The organism is Alphaproteobacteria bacterium, assembly GCA_035625915.1.
Classification (GTDB): Bacteria; Pseudomonadota; Alphaproteobacteria; order JACZXZ01; family JACZXZ01; genus DATDHA01.
Genome location: DASPOR010000022.1, coordinates 39,330 through 57,722 on the forward strand (window position 1 = coordinate 39,330; position 18,393 = coordinate 57,722).

13 protein-coding genes are annotated in these 18,393 nt (G+C 60.3%); 8 read left to right on the top strand and 5 right to left on the bottom strand.

Annotated features, from left to right (window positions below; genetic code table 11):
* Positions 1-67 precede the first annotated feature (67 nt).
* From rpoD to VEJ16_02175, 3 genes are all read right to left on the bottom strand, one after another.
* The gene (rpoD, locus tag VEJ16_02165) at positions 68-2,095 is read right to left on the bottom strand and encodes an RNA polymerase sigma factor RpoD (protein ID HYB08458.1); all 2,028 of its coding nucleotides are present in this window, start codon (positions 2,093-2,095) and stop codon (positions 68-70) included.
* A gap of 102 nt (positions 2,096-2,197) precedes the next feature.
* Positions 2,198-4,054: a DNA primase gene (gene dnaG / locus VEJ16_02170; protein HYB08459.1), complete on the bottom strand. Its 1,857-nt coding sequence runs from the start codon at positions 4,052-4,054 to the stop codon at positions 2,198-2,200.
* A gap of 87 nt (positions 4,055-4,141) precedes the next feature.
* Positions 4,142-4,603 (bottom strand): GatB/YqeY domain-containing protein, encoded by a 462-nt coding sequence (locus tag VEJ16_02175; GenBank protein HYB08460.1) that lies wholly within the window; start codon positions 4,601-4,603, stop codon positions 4,142-4,144.
* Between the two features lie 255 nt (positions 4,604-4,858).
* Between VEJ16_02175 and carA the strand changes: the two genes are divergently transcribed.
* The 3 genes from carA to greA all read left to right on the top strand — a co-directional run bounded on the left by carA (position 4,859) and on the right by greA (position 9,849).
* On the top strand, positions 4,859-6,052 hold the full coding sequence (gene carA, locus VEJ16_02180) for a glutamine-hydrolyzing carbamoyl-phosphate synthase small subunit (protein ID HYB08461.1): 1,194 nt from the start codon (positions 4,859-4,861) through the stop codon (positions 6,050-6,052).
* Positions 6,045-9,296 carry a carbamoyl-phosphate synthase large subunit gene (gene carB / locus VEJ16_02185; protein ID HYB08462.1) on the top strand — a complete coding sequence of 1,084 codons (3,252 nt, stop codon included), beginning with the start codon at positions 6,045-6,047 and terminating at the stop codon, positions 9,294-9,296. The genes carA and carB overlap by 8 nt, the downstream gene beginning before the upstream one ends.
* Positions 9,297-9,375: 79 nt before the next feature.
* A complete protein-coding gene (gene greA, locus VEJ16_02190) occupies positions 9,376-9,849 on the top strand; it encodes a transcription elongation factor GreA (protein HYB08463.1) in 474 nt (157 codons plus the stop codon).
* A 56-nt stretch (positions 9,850-9,905) separates the two neighbouring features.
* On the opposite strand, the gene VEJ16_02195 is transcribed toward greA, so the two are convergent.
* Entirely contained in the window at positions 9,906-10,403 is a 498-nt protein-coding gene (locus tag VEJ16_02195) for an Lrp/AsnC family transcriptional regulator (GenBank protein HYB08464.1), read from the bottom strand.
* A gap of 260 nt (positions 10,404-10,663) precedes the next feature.
* Here VEJ16_02195 and VEJ16_02200 point away from each other — a divergent pair, with 260 nt between their 5' ends.
* From VEJ16_02200 to VEJ16_02220, 5 genes are all read left to right on the top strand, one after another.
* Positions 10,664-11,662 carry a mitochondrial fission ELM1 family protein gene (locus VEJ16_02200; GenBank protein HYB08465.1) on the top strand — a complete coding sequence of 333 codons (999 nt, stop codon included), beginning with the start codon at positions 10,664-10,666 and terminating at the stop codon, positions 11,660-11,662.
* 53 nt (positions 11,663-11,715) lie between these two features.
* The gene (locus tag VEJ16_02205; protein HYB08466.1) at positions 11,716-13,626 is read left to right on the top strand and encodes a hypothetical protein; all 1,911 of its coding nucleotides are present in this window, start codon (positions 11,716-11,718) and stop codon (positions 13,624-13,626) included.
* 124 nt (positions 13,627-13,750) lie between these two features.
* Positions 13,751-14,722, top strand: a complete 972-nt coding sequence (trxB, locus tag VEJ16_02210; GenBank protein HYB08467.1) for a thioredoxin-disulfide reductase — start codon at positions 13,751-13,753, stop codon at positions 14,720-14,722.
* Positions 14,723-14,784: 62 nt separating this feature from the next.
* Positions 14,785-15,675 carry a LysR family transcriptional regulator gene (locus tag VEJ16_02215; GenBank protein ID HYB08468.1) on the top strand — a complete coding sequence of 297 codons (891 nt, stop codon included), beginning with the start codon at positions 14,785-14,787 and terminating at the stop codon, positions 15,673-15,675.
* A gap of 472 nt (positions 15,676-16,147) precedes the next feature.
* Positions 16,148-16,636 carry a CreA family protein gene (locus tag VEJ16_02220; GenBank protein ID HYB08469.1) on the top strand — a complete coding sequence of 163 codons (489 nt, stop codon included), beginning with the start codon at positions 16,148-16,150 and terminating at the stop codon, positions 16,634-16,636.
* 834 nt (positions 16,637-17,470) lie between these two features.
* Here the strand turns inward: VEJ16_02220 and VEJ16_02225 are convergent.
* Positions 17,471-18,393, bottom strand: a 923-nt coding sequence (locus VEJ16_02225; GenBank protein ID HYB08470.1) for a tetratricopeptide repeat protein, incomplete at its 5' end; no start/stop codon positions are given.

Here is an 18,393-nt window from a genome sequence, read left to right on the forward strand (position 1 = left end):
GACCGACGACAAGCGACAGAAGAAAGGCGGACGGCGCTTCCCTCTGTCAACTGTCTTCGGGCGTCCGTCACGTATCGAGGAAGCTGCGCAATTTGCGGGAGCGGCTCGGGTGCTTGAGCTTGCGAAGCGCCTTGGCTTCGATCTGGCGTATGCGTTCGCGCGTGACCGAGAATTGCTGCCCGACCTCTTCGAGCGTGTGGTCGGTGTTCATGCCGATTCCGAATCGCATGCGCAATACCCGCTCCTCGCGCGGCGTGAGGGTGGAGAGCACGCGGGTTGTTGTTTCGCGCAAATTTGCCTGGATCGCGGCATCGAGCGGAAGGACTGCGTTTTTGTCCTCGATGAAATCTCCGAGGTGGCTATCCTCCTCGTCGCCGATCGGCGTTTCGAGGCTGATCGGCTCCTTTGCGATCTTTAGAACCTTGCGCACCTTTTCGAGCGGCATGGCGAGCTTGACAGCCAACTCCTCGGGCGTGGGCTCGCGCCCGATCTCGTGGAGCATCTGGCGCGAGGTGCGCACGAGCTTGTTGATGGTCTCGATCATATGGACAGGGATGCGGATCGTGCGCGCCTGGTCGGCGATCGAGCGGGTGATGGCTTGGCGAATCCACCAGGTCGCATAGGTCGAAAATTTGTATCCGCGGCGATATTCGAACTTATCGACCGCCTTCATGAGGCCGATATTTCCTTCCTGAATGAGGTCGAGGAACTGGAGGCCGCGATTGGTGTATTTCTTGGCGATCGAAATCACGAGTCGCAAATTCGCCTCGACCATTTCCTTCTTGGCCCGGCTTGCCTCGCGCTCCCCTTGCTGCACGGACTGGACGATTCGGCGGAACTCCCCAATCGGCAGGCCGCACTCGTCCGAAAGCTTGCGCAGGCCCGCGCGCACCGTTTCGATGCGGTCGGCGTATTTCTTGGCGGTGAAGCGCTTCCAACCCGCACCCGGCAATTCATGGAGGCCGTCGACCCAATTCGGGTCGATTTCATAGCCCTGATATTGCTGGATGAAGGCGTCGCGCTTGACCCCGGCACTTTCGGCAAGGCGCAGAAGCTCGCCGTCAAACTGGAGGAGGCGACGGCTCAGGCCGTAAAGCTGATCGACAAGCTGCTCGATACGGCCATTGTTGAGGCGCACATTCTGCATGTATTCGACGAGCTCGCCACGCAGCTTTTTGTACCGCCGCTCGGAGGCGGGTGCGAAGGCTTCGCCTTGCTGCAACGTGGCTATGCGCTGCTCCTGGAGCTTCGACATCTTTTTCCAGGTCGCCGCGATCCTCTCGAACGTCTCGAGCACCTGCGGCATGAGGTGCATTTCCATGGCCGCAAGGGACATATTCGTCTCTTCCGCGTCGGCGTCGGCCTCGCTTTCGGCCGTGTCGATCGCCTCGAGGACTTTTTCGACCTCCGCCTCGGCCCCGCCCGCCTCAGCGGGCACGGGTGCTACGGCGGCGGCGGCGGCCAGTTCGCCGTCCGGACCGGCGCCATAAGTCGCATCGAGGTCGATGATGTCGCGAAGCAGCAGCTTGTTTTCTGTAAGGGCGTCATGCCATAGCACGATCGCCTTGATGGTGAGCGGGCTCTCGCAGATTGCGCCGATCATCTTCTCGCGTCCGGCTTCGATCCGCTTGGCAATCGCGATTTCGCCCTCGCGGCTCAGCAGCTCCACGCTTCCCATCTCGCGCAGATACATGCGCACGGGATCGTCGGTACGACCGAGTTCGTCGTCGTCGATGTTGCCGGCCGGGCGCGCTTCGCCCTCGCTGTCCACCTCGACCTCGACCTCGACAACCTCGACCTCGACTTCGCCCGCCGCCGCGGCAGGTGCTGGCGCTTCCTCGGTCTCTTCGGCCTCGACGATGTTGATGCCCATTTCATTGAGCATCGCCATGGTGTCCTCGATCTGCTCCGAGGAAACCTGATCCGGCGGCAGTACGGAGTTGAGCTCGTCGTAGGTCACGTAGCCGCGCTCCTTGGCGCGGACCACCATCTTTTTGACTGCGGCCGCCATGCCATCCATGAGCGGGCCATCGCTCGCCTCGTTGCCGCTGACAGCCTGTTCTTTTGCCTTGGCCTTTGCCGCCTTCGTTGCCATGCCGCGATCGCCCTTCATAACCTTTAATTTGTTGCCGCTCGTCACGTCCCGCCGCGAAATGAAGGCAGGCCTCAAATGATCAAAACACCTTGCCGCAATGCCTCAAGTCTCGTCCCGATCCAAGAACTCCGTCCCTAAGCCGTCGGCCTCGATCTGGCGCTGCAACGCACGCAAACGAGTAAGGCTCTCCTCCGTCATGCTTTCGGCATGGTCTCTTTCCGCCGCGTCAATATCCGACCTGGCCCGCCTACGCGAAAGGAGGTCGTAGCTATGGCGCCACCCCTTGATCGCCGCCGCAAAGGCTTGTGCGGGATGGGCGAAAGGAGCTGCCTCGTAGACCTCCCGGGTCAAAACACGATCGAGAATTTCACTGAATCCAAGTGCCTTTAGGTGGTTTTTTAGCGCCCCGGAGTCAATATCTGGGGTCCAGGTCTTTAAGATTTCTTGGCGGAGATTGTCAAGGTCCCGGCCAGGTGGATGGAGATTCCCGAAGTCCTCCAAGTGCTGATCTAATATGCCGGGATGATTGAGGACCGCCGCCATAAAGCCTTGAAAACGGCGCATTTCCAGGACTTCCACCTGCCGGGGTCCGAAAGCCTCGGTGGCCGGCCGTCCCGACCCGAGCCCCGCCGACCCAATGTGGGCCGAAGCGCCTTCAGTCCCCGGCCGCCTCTTCTTTCCGGCTTTGAAGCGTTGGGGGGCGAAGGTGTCCCAGAAGCGGTTCCTGAGCGCTTGGCGATAGGCGCGCTGAACCGTCTTGTCCTGAATACCTTGAGCCAGACGCTCAAGGGCCTGTTCGAGGCGCGAGCGGCGCTCAGGCGTATTCGCCGGATGGGCAAGCGTCTCGCTTTCCCACAGGAAATCGACGAGCGGACGGGCGCGGTCGAGATAAGCGCGCATCGCATCGGCACCGGCACCTTGGACCAGTGTATCTGGATCCTCTCCAGCCGGCAGTGCTACGAATCGGAGCGACTTGCCCGGCTTGAGAAGCGGCAATGCACGCCCAGCGGCGCGTGCCGCGGCACGTCCTCCCGCGGCGTCACCATCGAAGCACAGGATGGGCTCGTCCACGTGACGCCACAGCTCGCCGAGCTGGGCTTCCGTCAAGGCGGTGCCAAGGGGAGCGACCGCTACATTGAAGCCCGCCTTGTGCAGCGCGATGACATCCATATAGCCTTCGACCACAATCAGCTCGCCTCGCTCGGCCGCCCCGCGCCTGGCATGGGCCAAGCCGTAAAGCATCTTTCCCTTATGGAAGATCTCGCTCTCGCGGGAGTTGAGATACTTGGGGGTGCCCTCACCGAGTATGCGCGCGCCGAACGCAACCACCCGACCACGCGCATCCGCGATTGGAAATATCACACGGCCGCGAAAATAATCGTAAGTCTCCCCGCGCTCCTCGTTGTGGCCGAGGAGGCCGGCCTCGAGAAGCATCGATTCGGTATATCCCTCCTTCATGAGTTGCGTCTTGAGCAAATTTCCCGGAGGTGAGAAGCCCAGTCGGAAGCGCGAAATCGTCACGTCATCGAGGCCACGAGCGCGGAGATAGCCCAGCGCTTCGCGGCCGGCGGCCCCGCAGAGCTGTCGCTCATAAAAGGCGCATGCGGCCTCGAGTGCCGTCGCAAGGCTCTTGTAGCGCTCGGCCTTGGCGCGCTCGGCAGGCGACGACCGGGGTACTTGAAGGCCCGCCTGTGCCGCAAGTCGCTCGATTGCCTCGGGGAAGCTCAGATGTTCGCTGCGCATCACGAAGCCGATCACGTCGCCATGCGCGCCACAGCCGAAGCAGTGAAAAAAGCCTTTTTCCTCATTCACCCAAAAAGATGGCGTCTTTTCGTTGTGGAACGGACAAAGCCCGCCATGCTCGCGGCCTTTGCGCTGTAGCTTGACGCGTCGTGAGATCGTGTCGACGAGGCCCACACGCGCTCGCAGTTCATCGAGGAACTGTGGTGAGATCGCCATCAGCCTGAAACCGCCTGCAAGTTCACCTGCATCCCTCGGCCCGCACGGCCCTGCCCCAGACCGTCGGTACCGCCGCCCAGGCCGGCCTCAGCTCGAGCCAAGCTGCGATTTTACGACGCCGCTTGCCTTTGAGAAATCCATTGCGCCGCCATAGCGCGCCTTGAGCTGCGCCATGACTTTGCCCATGTCCTTCATTCCCACGGCCCCCACCTCGCCGATCACGGTCTTGACGGCACTCGCCATTTCCACTTCCGAGAGCTGCTTGGGCATGAACGACTCGATTACGGAGATTTCGTCCTGCTCTTTCTGTGCGAGTTCGGGCCGCCCGCCCCTCTGGTACAGTTCGATCGACTCGCGACGCTGCTTGATCATGCCTTGCATCATTTGGACGATCTCATCGTCCAATATGCCGCTCGCATTGCCTTTCGGCCTCGCTTCGATATCGCGTTCCTTGAGCTTGGCCAAAATCATGCGGACGGCCGAAACGCCGCGTTCGTCTTTTGCCTTCATGGATGTTTTGAGCGCTTCGGTCAGGCGGGCACGGAGCATGGAGCGGGATCACGCATCTGGAAAGGGGCCAATCTAGCTGATTTCATTTCAAAGTGCAATTGATTATGTCTCCTTAAGCGTTTGAATTTCTATGGTTATTGCCACCATCCCAAGCTTGACGGCGGCACGCTCTTTGCTTATTACAACCGGGCCCGCGGGTCGTGTGCATCAATACCGCTCGGAAGTGAACATCGGCGTGGTGGCATCAGCCACCGCCTCGCACGCGCGCACCGCGGCTTGGCGAGGGTAATGCCCATGTCGAATTCGGGACCGATGCTCCAAGCGGCGCGCCCGACGAGTCGTGAAGCACCGCCGGGTGCGACGGCCGCCGTCGTTCTCGCCGACGGCACGGTCCTGTGGGGCCGCGGGATCGGAGCAACCGGGTCGGTCGTGGGCGAAATCTGCTTCAATACCTCGATCACCGGCTATCAGGAAATCTTGACCGATCCGTCCTACGCAGGCCAGATCATCGCGTTCACGTTCCCCCATATCGGCAATGTCGGCGCCAATCCCGAGGACATTGAGACGACGACGCCAGCAGCGCGCGGACTCATCGTGCGCGAGGACATCACCGAGCCAAGTAACTGGCGCTCGTCCCAGCATCTCGACGGGTGGCTGCGCTCTCACGGCCTCATCGGCGTCGCGGGTGTGGACACGCGCAGCCTAACCCGGCGATTGCGCGAGGCGGGTGCGGCCAATGGCGTTGTCTGCCATGCGCCCGATGGCAAGTTCGATCTCGCCAAACTTCATTCAGAGGCCAGCGCCTGGCCCGGCCTCGAGGGCATGGACCTCGCCAGAGAGGTCACCTGCCGGCAGGCCTACCAATGGGACGAAACACTTTGGACTCTTGGTCAGGGTTACGGCCGGCAGGCTGCACCGACGTTCCACGTCGTCGCCGTCGACTATGGCGCTAAGCGCAATATCCTGCGCTGTCTCGCCTGGAGCGGTTGCCGCGTCACCGTGGTGCCCGCATCGACAAATATCGACGCGATTCTGCGCCTGAGGCCGCATGGTGTGTTCCTTTCAAACGGCCCCGGCGACCCGGCAGCGACAGGCGACTATGCCGTACCGACGATCAAGCAGATTATCGAGGCAGGCATTCCGACCTTCGGAATTTGCCTCGGACACCAGATGATGGCGCTGGCGCTGGGTGCGAAGACCGAGAAGATGCATCACGGGCATCGGGGCGCCAATCACCCGGTCAAAGATCTCGAGACCGGCAAGGTCGAGATCACGAGTCAGAACCATGGATTCGTGGTGGTCGAGGGCTCGCTGCCGTCGGGCCTCGAAGTTACCCACAAATCGCTGTTCGACGGATCGGTCGAGGGCTTCAAGGTCAAGGACATGCCGGCCTTCGCCGTGCAATATCATCCCGAGGCATCGCCCGGTCCGCGCGACAGCCGCTACCTCTTCGAGCGATTTGTGAAAATGATGGCTGAGAATGCCTAAGCGCCGCGACATCGAATCGATCCTCATCATCGGCGCCGGGCCTATTGTGATCGGCCAAGCCTGCGAGTTCGATTATTCGGGCACGCAAGCCTGCAAAGCACTCAAGGAGGAGGGCTACCGCGTCATCCTCGTGAATTCCAACCCTGCGACGATCATGACCGATCCCGGTTTGGCCGATGCCACATACATTGAGCCGATCACGTCTGAAATCGTCGCGCGCATCATCGAAAAGGAACGGCCGGACGCACTCCTTCCTACAATGGGCGGGCAGACGGCCCTTAACACCGCGATGGAACTAGCCAGGCGCGGCATTCTCAAGGAATACGATGTCGAGCTGATCGGCGCCAAGGCTGAGGTAATCGAGAAGGCCGAGGACCGCCTGCTCTTCCGCGAGGCCATGACGCGGATCGGTCTCGAGTCGCCGCGGAGCGCCATCGCGCACAGCATGGAAGAAGCCAAGGCCGCACTCCTCGAAATCGGCCTTCCCGCGGTCATCCGTCCCTCATTCACGCTCGCGGGCACTGGCGGCGGGGTCGCTTACAACCAGGATGAATTCGAGCAGATCGTGACGATCGGGCTCAAGGCGTCGCCGGTCTGCGAAGTGCTCGTCGAGGAATCGGTTCTCGGCTGGAAAGAATTCGAGATGGAGGTGGTGCGCGACCACGCGGACAACTGCATCATCGTCTGTTCGATCGAAAACGTCGATCCGATGGGCATTCACACGGGCGACAGCATTACGGTCGCACCCGCCCTCACGCTCACCGACAAAGAATATCAGATCATGCGCGACGCTTCGATCGCGTGCCTGCGGGAGATCGGCGTCGACACAGGTGGCTCCAACGTGCAGTTTGCCGTGAACCCGGATACGGGCCGCATGATCGTGATCGAAATGAATCCGCGCGTATCCCGCTCGTCAGCGCTCGCGTCGAAGGCCACCGGATTCCCGATTGCAAAGATCGCCGCGAAGCTTGCCGTCGGCTACACCCTTGACGAATTGCAAAACGATATCACGGAGGTCACGCCGGCATCGTTCGAACCGACCATCGACTATGTCGTCACGAAAATGCCGCGCTTCACGTTCGAGAAGTTTCCGGGCGCTGAAAAGACGCTCACCACATCGATGAAATCGGTCGGAGAGGCGATGGCGATCGGGCGTAACTTCGCCGAGTCCCTGCAAAAGGCGCTGCGCTCGATGGAAACCGGGCTCACCGGGCTCAACGAAGTCGATATCCCGGGAGCGGCCTCGGGCGAGAACAGGGATGTCGTGCGCGCCGCCCTCGCCGTACCGACGCCCGATCGTCTGCTCGTAATCGCCCAGGCATTTCGTCTGGGCCTGAGTGTTGCGGATGTTCAGCGTGCGTGCCGCTACGATCCGTGGTTTCTTCGCCAGATCGAGCGCATCGTAGCAAGTGAGGCGAAGGTTCGCGAACGCGGCCTTCCCGCGGATCGTCCCGGCTTACTGGCTCTCAAGCAGATCGGCTTTTCCGATGCGCGCCTCGCCGAACTTGCGGGCTCTAGCGAAGCCGCGGTCGCACTGTTGCGAAACGAACTCGGCATTCATCCGGTCTACAAGCGCATCGACACATGTGCCGCCGAATTCGCCTCCTCGACCCCTTACTTATATTCGAGTTATGAAGGAGATGGTCTATCGCCCGCCGAATGCGAGGCAGACCCGAGTGCAGCGAATAAGGTGATCATTCTTGGCGGCGGCCCGAACCGAATCGGTCAAGGCATCGAATTCGACTATTGCTGCGTCCACGCGGTCTATGCACTCGGCGAAGCAGGTTACGAAACGATCATGGTCAACTGTAACCCGGAGACTGTGTCGACCGATTACGACACGTCGGATCGGCTTTATTTCGAACCGCTGACATCGGAAGACGTGATCGAGCTCGTTCGAGTCGAGCAAAAGCGCGGCAACTTGAATGGGGTCATCGTCCAATTCGGCGGACAGACGCCGCTTAAGCTCGCCGCCGCCCTCGAAGATGCGAAGATACCGATCCTCGGCACGCCACCCGATGCGATCGATCTCGCAGAGGACCGAGAACGCTTCCAAAGGCTCCTTGCGCGGCTCGGCCTCCGCCAACCAAACAACGGCACGGCCTCATCGCTTGATGAGGCGGAGCGCATCGCCGAGTCGATCGGCTACCCCGTCGTGATTCGCCCGTCCTACGTGCTTGGCGGGCGCGCCATGGAAATCGTGCACGATCGGTCCGGACTCACGCGCTATATGACGGAGGCCGTGAAGGCTTCCGGCAATGATCCGGTCCTGATCGACAGCTACCTCCAGGACGCGATTGAAGTCGATGTCGATGCAATCGCCGACGGACGCGATGTCCACGTCGCCGGAATCATGGAACATATCGAAGAAGCCGGCATTCATTCGGGCGACAGTGCGTGCTCCCTCCCTCCCTACACGCTCTCCCCTTCCGTCATCGAGGACATTCGTGCACAGACCCGAAAACTCGGCCTCGCCCTCGGCGTAATCGGGCTCATGAACGTGCAATACGCCGTCAAGGGCGACGATGTGTACATCCTCGAAGTCAATCCGCGCGCCTCCCGCACTGTCCCCTTCGTCGCTAAGGCGACTGGGGTTGCCATTGCCAAACTCGCAGCCCGGTTAATGGCCGGCGAGCCGCTTACGAGCTTCAAGCTCGACGGTGTCAAGGGAAGCCACGTCGCGGTGAAGGAAGCGGTCTTCCCCTTCGCGCGCTTCCCCAACGTCGATACGCTGCTTGGCCCGGAGATGAAATCGACCGGCGAAGTGATGGGCCTCGACAGCGATTTCGGCCGGGCATTCGCCAAGTCGCAGCTTGGCAGCGGGATCGAGCTCCCGCTTGCCGGTACTGTATTCGTCTCGGTACGCGATCGCGACAAGCCCGGCATGATCGCGGTCGGAAAAAAGCTGATCGAACTCGGTTTTTCCCTGATCGCCACGCACGGGACCGCGGCAGCACTGCGCGCGCACGGGATCAAGGTCGACGATGTGAAGAAAGTGATGGAGGGTCGCCCTCACATCGTGGACACGATGAAAGACGGGGGCGTGCAACTCGTGTTCAATACGACAGACGGCGCGCAGGCGATCGCCGACAGCTTCAGTATCCGCCGCACGGCACTTATGAATAAGATTCCCTATTATACGACCGTAGCGGGCGCCCGGGCCGCTGTCGCCGCTATCAGCGCCCTTAAATCCGGCAAGCTTGAAGTTGCGCCGCTCCAGTCCTATCTTGAGGGTTCGTTTTAGCACCCCCCTGCATAGCCCGGTCGAGACACGGCTTTCCGGCTATGCGGGGTATTGTTTGTTTCGGTCGAATGGACACGCCATGGAAAAGATGCCCATCACGCCCATAGGATTGAACCGGCTTCAGGAGGAGTTGCGCCGGCTCAAAGCGATCGAGCGACCGGCGGTAATTCGCGCGCTAGAGGAAGCGCGCACCCATGGCGATCTCTCGGAGAACGCGGAGTATCACGCTGCGCGCGAACGCCAAAGCTTCATCGAGGGGCGCGTGGCAGAACTCGAGGACAAGATCCGCCGCGCCGAAGTGATCGACACGAGCAAACTCACCGGGAAGGCGGTCAAGTTCGGGGCCACCGTTGTGCTCGTTGACGACGACACCGACGAAAAGGTCACCTACGTGATCGTCGGCGCAGAGGAATCGGACATCAATTCCGGCAAGCTTTCGATTCTTTCGCCTCTGGCGCGCGCACTTATCGGCAAGGAAGTCGGTGAGACGGTCGAGGTTTCGACACCGCGCGGCTCCAAGGTTTACGAGATCAAGAAGGTGAAATTCGAGTAGACCGTGAGCCCTTGCGGCGATCTGTTCGGCGAAGCTTTCAACGCTCGGCGCTCAGCTTATTCAGTTTTCGTCTCTTCCGGCGCGTCCTCGGCGACCGGCGCCCCCGGCAGATGTTTGGACATCCGGATCACCTGAATCGTCCGTACATTGGCGACGTGGCGTGCGGAGGTGAGCTTGGTGGTCAGCTCGTTTTCATGTGCAGTATTGCGCGCGACAAGCTTGAGCACGAAGTCATCCGCCCCGCGCGCCATATAGCACTCCCGAACTTCGGGCCAGCCGCGCACCATGCTTTCGAACTCAGTGAGCACCGATTCGGCTTGGCTATCGAGGCCGACGAGAGCGAAGAAGACAACCTCGAAATTGAGCCGCTCGTGATCAAGTTCGGCGTGGTAGCCCCTGATAAAGCCCGCCTCCTCGAGTGCCCGCACGCGGCGCAGACAGGGTGGTGCCGAGATTCCCGCCCGCTTGGCCAATTCCACATTCGTCATGCGGCCATTATCTTGAAGATCGCGAAGTATTCGGCGATCGATCCGATCGAGCTTCACCCGTCGCATGACACAAGTCTCCCGCTTGCCGGATTCCGATCCTCGTGAAGCCCGCTGGAACCTCTTGGCGCAATAAAATTACGAAGTCACACTAATACAGCATGAAATTGTCTTTCAAGCATCAGCGGATTGAAATTTTACGTCTCGAACGCCCTGGCCCTTGCGGTAGGCGGCTCGCCCTTGCGATATTGCGCCCCATTCCGAACCGGGCCGAAATGTCGAAAAGCCCATTCCGTGATTGAACGTCCAATCGAATCTTACCAAACGGCATGGACCATCTGAGCTGCTGGATCATAACCGAGGGTGCTGTCGGCATGGAAAGCCAGTGCCGGGGACTCGCCGAAGCGCTCGGGCTGGAACCAATCTTGAAGCGCGTCGATCCGCGCCTGCCTTGGCTGATCCTTCCGGTTGGCCTGTGGCCGTTTCCGTTCCACGCCCTTGGCCCCCGTAGCGATCACCTCGCTCCACCTTGGCCCGATATCGTGATCGGCTGCGGACGCAAGAGTGTGCCCTTTTCTCTCGCAATAAAACGAGCGAGCGGGGACAAGTCGTTCATTGTGCACATTCAGGATCCATTGATGGACCCGCAAGCATTCGACCTGGTCGCGGCACCGGTGCATGATCGCGTTAAGGGTCCAAACGTCGTTTCGACGCGCGGCGCGCTTCACCCCGTGAGCGCCCAAAAGCTATCTGCCGCCGCAGCGCATTTCCGTGCGCAATTTTCGCACCTGAGCCGGCCTTACGTCACGGTCCTTGTAGGCGGACCGAACGGGCGCAATCGCCTGGACACGTCTGAAATGGCGCGGATCGCCGACAATTTGGCGGCACTATCGCGTCGCTACGGCGCATCGCTGCTTGTGACCCCTTCGCGCCGGACGGGTGCGGCGAATGAAGCCGTGCTGCACGAGCGCCTCAAGGGCCTTTCAGCCTTCATCTGGGATGGAAGTGGGGAAAACCCCTATCTCGGCATGCTTGCCCTCGCCGATTACCTCGTCGTCACGTCCGACTCGGTTTCGATGGTCACCGAGGCATGTGCGACGGGCAAGCCCGTATACGTGATCGAGGTTGAAAGCCGATCGCGGCGACATGGCCGTTTTCACGACGATCTTGGCGCCGAAGGTGTGACGCGCCCGTTCGATGGCACGCTCGAAAACTGGACGTATGAACCGATCTACGATGCCGGGCGTGTAGCGGCTGCGGTAAGCCGCTTGCTCGAGCACCGGCACCCGGCGAAAATCCACGCCACTACGACGCGGGATCGTCTATAAGCGACGCGACGGCACTCCATGCCGAGACAGCGCACAGGGAAGCGGCGAAAGGTATGGCCCTCGAGATCGAGACATTCAGTAATTTGACGGGCGGGAACGCCTTCTTCAAGGCCATCGGCCATCCGCTTGCGGCGCCGAAGATCGCCGCACTGCTGGAGCGGCTGAAGCTCGCCGGCCCCGTCGCGGTCTACGACCCTCACAGCTTCGCCCTAGGTTTCGCAGCGCTCTACCCGCCCGCCGGCCTCGACCTCGTGAGCGTCTATGTGCAGAACGTCGAACACATCGGCCAGATGAAATTCGGCGCTACAGCGCAACCCGTTACCGAGCTTCCGGCATCGAAGGCCAAGACGCTCTTCATCGTAGCGTTCGATGCCGCGCGGGCAATCGACCATATTCGGCATCTTGCACCCAGGGATATGGCCATCGTGAGCCTCGATGACGCGAAATTACCGAGGGAGATGCTGAGTAACCCCAGGCACTATCTCGACCCGCTCAACTTCGCGACCAATTTCGCCTTCTTTCGCGACACCGATGGCCTTCACACTCGTCTCGTGACCGCGAATTACTGGGCCGGCTACGGCGCCAAAGAGGTCTCGCTGTGGTTCATGCTCTTCGACGAGCACGGCAAGGCGATCGCCGAATGGCGCGAAAGGCCCAAGTGTGGCATGGCATCGATTTCCGTCGACAGCCGTAAGGTTCGGGCACAGTTCGGGCTCGCACCTTTTACGGGCCAGCTCTTCGTGCACGCGATCGGTGCCGCGGGGCACGACGTGGTGAAATATGCCCTCGACGTTTACGGTGATGAAGCTGACGCCCTCTCTTGCACGCACGACGCCAACGCGTGGCCGGCCGACTTCTATGCCGGTCTGCCGGCGCCGCGCAAAGATGAGCGCGTAATACTTTGGATTCAGAACAGCCATCCTTGCCCCATTCCCGCGAAGGCAGTCGGCCTCAATCTTATGGGCTCGCCGGAGACCGCTTGGTTCGATCGCGTCGTTTCGCCTTTCGCAAGCCACGCCCTCGATGTCGCGGAATTGCTGCCGCACGCGCGCTGGCCTCAGCAACTCGAAATCCAGGCGGGCAAACACTTCGTTCGTCCGCGCTATGAGATCGCGAGGGCGAACGGACGGCGCAGAATCGCGCACGTGAATGTTGAGCGTACCGACCTCAAGTCCGACCCTCGCATCCCGGAGCTTGCCAACCTACTAGGCAAGGGATTCTTGTTGCCTGCTCCGCTCGCACCCCTTCGCCAATTCCGTTTAACGGTGCTGCCAACCCCTATGGCGACGTGCCAGAAGACATTGCCGGTCACGTTGCTCGTCTACGACTCCGAGGGATATGAGCGCGCGCGCCACTCCTTTGGCTGCCTGAAGCGAAGCGAGAGTATTGCCCTGGACTTGGGCGATCTCATCGATGGCGGCGCTGAATTTGCCCGCGGCTACGGCCATGTCGAACTCGTGTACGATTTTGCACACGGAGGCGAAGCCGATGGCTGGCTCCATGGCATCTTCCGGTACGAGGACATCGCGAGCGGGCACGCCGCCGAGACGAGCTTCGGCGCCCACGTCTTCAATACAGTGCTTACATACAAGGGCGAGCCCCAATCCTATTCGGGACCCCCACCTGGCCTCTCAACGCGCCTTTTCCTCCGGCTCGGCCCCCCGCCTCTCGACACACTTTGCCATTTGATTTTTCCGGCCTCCTTGCCGTGGCGCGCCCATTCGGCGACCGATCTCATCCTCCATGACGGCGAAGGGCAGGAAGTGGCTCGGCGGCAAGTTGCAATTCCGTGCGGCGGCTCGCGATTTTGGCGATATGCCGAGACCTTCGATGCAGGCGAGCGAGAGCACGCCGGGTCCGGCGCCTATATCGTGGTGCGTGATGGGACATGCCGGCTCTTCGGCTATCACGGCCTCATCGGCGAGGACGGCGCCTTCAGCCTGGACCATATGTTCGGATTCTGAAATCGGCGGCCTTGGACGCTATTCCCGAAGCGCATGGCTTGCTTCTGGCGCATAGGTTACCTATCCTTTCCGCTTATACGGCAACGCTGCCACTCTCGACCTGGAAGCCTCTGGACCTCGATTCATGGCCAATTCCCACAAAAGCAAAGTCGTCATCGTGGGCTCGGGCCCGGCCGGCTACACGGCCGCGATCTACGCCGCACGCGCCAATTTGCAGCCCATTCTGGTGGCCGGCCTCGAGCCGGGCGGCCAACTCACGATCACAACCGACGTGGAGAACTACCCTGGCTTTGCCGACGTGATTCAGGGTCCCTGGCTCATGCAGCAGATGCAGGCTCAGGCCGAGCACGTCGGAACCCGCTTGTTCAATGACTTGATCGTCGAGGTTGATTTTCAGCACCGTCCATTCCGACTCCTCGGTGACTCGGGCGATACGTACATTGCCGATTCGGTCATCATCTCGACCGGTGCACAGGCGCGCTGGCTCGGAATCCCGAGCGAGACCGCTTATCGCGGCCGTGGCGTTTCGGCGTGCGCGACCTGCGATGGATTCTTTTATCGCGATAAAGCGGTGGCGGTGATCGGCGGCGGCAATACGGCGGTCGAGGAGGCAATCTTCCTGACCAACTTTGCGCGTCACGTCACGTTGGTCCACCGGCGCGATAAGTTGCGAGCCGAGAAGATTCTCCAGGATCGTCTATTCAAGAATCCCAAGATCACGGTCGTCTGGGACCACGCGGTCGATGAGATCCTTGGAAGCGGCAACCCGGCAACGACGACCGGCGTAAGGCTTCACCACGTCAAGACCGGGGCTGCGACCACTCTTGCCGTCGACGGCGTCTTCATCGCCATCGGCCATGAGCCGGCGACATCGATCTTCAAGGGCAAGGTCGCGATGGACGGTGGAGGTTATGTGCTGACGGCCCCGGACAGCACGGCAACGAGTGTCCCTGGCGTGTTCGCCGCGGGCGACGTCAAAGACAAGGTCTTCCGTCAAGCGGTGACCGCTGCGGGGATGGGATGCATGGCCGCACTCGAGGCGGAGCGTTTTCTTGCCGCCAACGAGGAAGAGCAAGCGCGGACGGCGGCCGAATAATGCCGCGCGATAATTCAACGACCCCGAAGGGCGGGCAAATTCGGGGATTTAGAGGCAGGGGAATGGATTGGGATAAGCTCCGGGTTTTTCATGCGGTCGCCGAGGCGGGCAGCTTCACGCACGCCGGTGAGACCCTCAAACTTAGTCAATCGGCGGTAAGCCGCCAGATAAGCGCACTCGAGGAAAGCCTCAGCACGACGCTCTTCCATCGCCATGCGCGCGGCCTCATTCTCACCGAGCAAGGCGAGCTTTTGAACCAGACGGTGAAGGACGTGTTCGGCAAGCTCGCCATGACCGAGGCGATGCTGACCGAGAGCAAGGAACGACCGAAGGGTCCCCTCAAGGTCACGACGACGGTCGCCTTCGGCTCGACCTGGCTGACGCCGCGCATCCGAGAATTTCTAGACCTCTATCCGGAAATCGAGATGACACTCATCCTCGATGACGGCCAGCTCGACTTGTCGATGCGGCAGGCCGACGTTGCGATACGGATGGCGCCGCCCCGCCAGCCGGATCTGATCCAGCGTCAGCTCATGAAGGTGCACGTTCACCTGTACACGACGCGCGACTATCTGGATGCTAACGGGACGCCGGTCGCCGCCGAGGATCTTGAGAACCATAAGATCGTCATTTTCGGCGAAGAGGCACGGCTGCCCGCGTCGAGCGTCAACTGGCTCATGGACCTTTGCAAGGCTTACAAGCGCTCGCCCAGGCAAGTTCTCAGGGTCAACAACATCTACGGCATCTATCGCGCCGTGAAGAGCGGAATGGGAATCGCCTCGCTGCCGGATTTCATGGTGCGCGAAGATAAGGACTTGATCCGCGTCTTGACCGATCTTGAAGGCCCGAGTGTCGATGCCTATTTCGTCTATCCAGAGGTGTTGCGCCACTCGAAGCGCATTGCAGTGTTCCGGGAGTTCCTGATTAAGCGGATATCGGAGTCGCATTTTTAGGCGAATTGGCGGAGCGCTGCGGCTCACCGATTCCTGACATTTCAGGCACCTTCGAAACGCTAACCCGCGTGTAACTCGCGCACGCCATGCATGGAACGCATGGCAACTTTGATGATTTTTATATGGTTTTCACGGCAAAAAGACCTATTTACTGTTTTAAGTAGTTGTTGCGTTGCAGCAAGCCCCTGCGTTGATTTGTTAAATGATTTTGGGCGATTTCGCCCTCCGAGTTCCAGGCGCAAGGCCTGGAAGGGGCCTTCGGGCCCTACGTCTCCCAGACGTGAAGCCTCCCTGTTCAACTCACCGGGCCGAAAGGCCCGGTCTTCTTTTGTGCTCAATGATTTGCTTGGTAGCAACGGCAATACTGGGATGCCACACTTATCGAATTGAAGAGCGCGAGCCCCGGTCCAGCCTCCCTTAACGGCCCCTGCATATCTCGTACTGTGGATTCTCAATAATTGGAGCAACTGAAATGGCCCTTCGGACATATCTCGCGCCGCTGTTCGTATTGGCGGCCATCGTGCTCTCCTGTGAAGCGCTTGCGGACGAGAACGAAGTCGGCAGTGTCAATACGGAATGGAAGCTGCTAGGCCCCGACAGCAAGATCGTCATTACCGCTTTCGATGATCCTGACATCCCTGGCGTCGCTTGCCATCTGAGCCGGGCAAGGACTGGCGGTGTGTCGGGGATGATCGGCATCGCCGAAGACACTTCCGATGCAGCGATCGCATGCCGGCAAGTGGGCCCAATCACCCTGCCGTCGAAAATGCCGGTCAAGAAGGAGGTATTCGATGAACATCGCTCGATCTGGTTCAAATACCTCCACGTCGTGCGTTTCTACGACGCCAAGCACAACACGCTCGTGTATCTAAGTTATACGGACAAGGTTCTAAAGGGCTCGCCGAAGAATTCGATCTCGACTGTGCCAGTCATGCCCTGGCCGTCCTCCACAGCACCTTGACGAAGACGTGGTTTGTGTGCGGCGGAGTCCCCCATTGGGATGTGGTGGAGATTGTGAAAGAGACCTCGACTCTCGCACCTTCAATGTGGGAAGTGGGCTGGGACAGAGCGATGAAATCGTAGCAGTCTAGTACCATCGGCCGGAGCGATCAGGTGAAAATCTCCGTCCTGCTACTCGATCCGTATGGCACGCCGGGGATTTCATCGATTTGTTTGGAGGTGGTGCAGGTGCAAAGCATGAACTGGTCGGGTCCTTCGGCGCGGGTGGCCACGATGTGGCTTGTGCAGCCGGTATTGCCAACAGGAGAACGACGACAATGCCAACGACGATTGCCAAGAGTGCATAAGGATCCGATTTCTCGCTGCCGCCCCTGGCGGCATGCCAGCTGCCTGCCATAGGATATGAGTCTTCGGCCATCTTTAAGGCGCTACCGGTGACGCCGGCCGGCGAAACCAGGCGGTCGGATTTTTCTCGGCGGAACGAGGGTGCGACGATGTTCACGGATGCCCTCACTCAAAGTGCCCACTGCAAGCTGCATGTAAGTGCGAACCCCCTAAAAATTCCATTCGATTTTTCCGCGCAAAAAATAAAGGAACCATCAAAAGTCAGCTTCGAGAAAATGAGAGAAAAGTAACCCAGCCAAAGGAGGGTTGAGGCGCAGACTCGAAGCGTCTGTAGCAAGTGGGCGGTATGGTGGAGGCGGGGTGCGAAGCGCTACACTAGGCTTCGTACGCGAACGCGATCGACGCAATCGCCCCAAGATCCGTCATCGCTGCCGATTCGAACGCATTATGGTGCCGGGTCGTCATGAATATTTTGACAAGCCGTCACCGATCATTTTGGCTTCCACTCCTGCACCAACTTCTTCGCCTCCGCGATCTGGGCCGGCGTCATTTTTGCTGCCACGACGTCTCGGTTTCGGATCGCTCCATTGCGGCTCTCTGGCTCCGCCGCGGCGTATTTCGATGCGGCAAGGTCGAGCCACATGTATGCCCTTACAAAATCCTGCGGCACACCCTCGCCCTTGGCGTACATGCCCCCGAGATTGTATTGAGCGAGCGCATATCCCTGGTCCGCCGCTTTTCGATACCACTTCGCCGCCTCGGCAAAGTCCCGCCGCGTGCCGCGGCCATTCTCATATATGAAGCCGAGATTGTTCTCCGCCACAACCAGCCCCTGATCCGCAGCCTTCCGATACCATTTTAACGCCGCAGCATAGTCCTGCGGCGCGCCCTGGCCCTTGCTGTACATGATGCCGAGGTTCGACTGCGCCAGCGCGTTACCCTGATCCGCAGCCTTGCGGATCCATTTGAAGGCCTCCGCGTAGTCCTGCGTTACACCATTGCCGAGATAATACGCCGTGCCGAGGTTATATTGAGCGACCGCATATCCCTGGTCCGCGGCTTGTCGATTCAACTTGGCCGACATAGCAAAGTCCTGCGGCACACCCTCACCCCTGGCATACATGGCACCGAGATTCGACTGAGCCACGTCGTAACCTTTATCGGCGGCCTTGCGATACCAATCTGCGGCCGCCGCGTAGTCCCGAGAAACACCTTGCCCATTCTCGTACATGACGCCGAGGTTGCATTGTGCCAGGGCGTATCCCTGATCGGCTGCCAGGCGATTCCACTTCACGGACTCTGAGTAATCCTGCGGCACCCCTCGACCGATGTAGTACGCCGTGCCGAGATTGGATTGAGCCACGGCAAAGCCTTGATCGGCGGCTTTGCGGTACCACCTTGCCGCCTCGGCAT